Origin of the sequence: Psychrobacter sp. (genome assembly GCF_036731945.1) — a bacterium.
Taxonomy (GTDB): Bacteria; Pseudomonadota; Gammaproteobacteria; order Pseudomonadales; family Moraxellaceae; genus Psychrobacter.
The window spans coordinates 13895-15179 of record NZ_DAINDI010000064.1 but is presented as its reverse complement, the minus strand read 5'-3'; the positions used below and the strand labels follow the sequence as shown (position 1 = coordinate 15179).

Genomic DNA, 1285 nt, shown 5'->3' with positions numbered 1-1285 from the left:
GCCGTCACTATGGGCGCGCGATAACGATTGAGGTGTTTGAGTTTCATAATGTTATCTCCTGAGCACGGCTACAATAGACGTGATGATATACATACATTTAAATATCTCTACATAAAGGGTTAGTGCTGTCTGTTTTGCCACCATTACCAAAGTAGTCACATAGCTCACTACTTTGAATATTGGCCAAATCAACTTGCTCTACCAGCATCTTGTTAGGAATATTATTGTCTTTCATACACTTCATCACGCCATCTGTTTGGTCTGAAGCATTTTTTGCAAAGCATTCTTTGACTTTATCATCCTTCGCCTTTCCATACGCTGGTAGTACTGAAGTTGAGTAAATATCAAAAGTAAACATTTGTGCAGTTTTTTCATCGGAATCTGTACCGAGATTCATATGCTCAAAATTACCACTATTGGCAGTAGCGCTAACGTTCTTTATCATAACTTGCGTCATTGTCGTATTGCGATTACTGGTATAGTCAGTAGCTTTGGTAGGGTCACAATAACCTGTTGTATTGTCGACCAACTTACCTGTGTTACGACGAATAACCGCATCATCAATATTAAAAAAAGAAGAGCGCGGGCGATAACAAAAATCGATAATATCGTCGTTATTATCTTCTAAGATATAGTAGCCAAATATCCCTGTAATACCCATAATTTGCTTATATTGCTCACTGGCTGGAGAACCATTAACCGACATTTCAATCTTATTATTGACACTGTCCGCAGACTGCAAAAGCAAAGTGTTTATTTGATCGCTGGTTGCCAGCTTTAGATCAGTACTACTATTGCGTACCGCTATGACTCCAATGAGCATAATTAGTACCAAAAATAGTAGGACTACAATCAATACTGCTCCGCGCTGACTAGAAGCTAATGAGGGATAAGTATTAGAATGACTGATATTCATGGCAGATTTTCACCTTTATTCATACTTGCAAGAGAGAGATTATCATTCGTACTTAACTACCACTATTAATCACGTTTACGATTCTAGCATTGCGTAATAGCGTATTGGTTTCATAAACACGGCGTAAATATTTTGGTGCATTGGTTTCTGATTTTAGCGTCTGTGTTGTGCCAAATACACTGAATTCATTTGCACTGTCATCTGGACTGTTAGAGCTACTTCGAGTCAATAGCGCGATTTTGACATTAGTAATAAAAGGCTTCTCTGTAGTAAGGTTCATGTAATCTTTTACACTCATTTCAGTATATTTATAACTTCCTATACTGCCACTGTTATCTGCTGAATGCTTGACACCTAAACGAATATTAA

The 1285-nt window shown here is 37.7% G+C and carries 2 protein-coding genes; both read right to left on the bottom strand.

Going from position 1 to position 1285, the window contains the following annotated elements:
• Nucleotides 1–97: 97 nt before the first annotated feature.
• On the bottom strand, nt 98–916 hold the full coding sequence (locus tag V7D75_RS11855) for a PilX N-terminal domain-containing pilus assembly protein (protein WP_333614722.1): 819 nt from the start codon (nt 914–916) through the stop codon (nt 98–100).
• A 52-nt stretch (nt 917–968) separates the two neighbouring features.
• Nucleotides 969–1285 (bottom strand): PilW family protein (locus tag V7D75_RS11850; protein WP_333614721.1); only part of this gene is annotated, 317 nt, incomplete at its 5' end.

Coding starts and splice junctions, on each gene's coding strand:
- V7D75_RS11855 (WP_333614722.1), bottom strand. CDS start 916: ATGAATATCAGTCATTCTAATACTTATCCCTCATTAGCTTCTAGTCAG.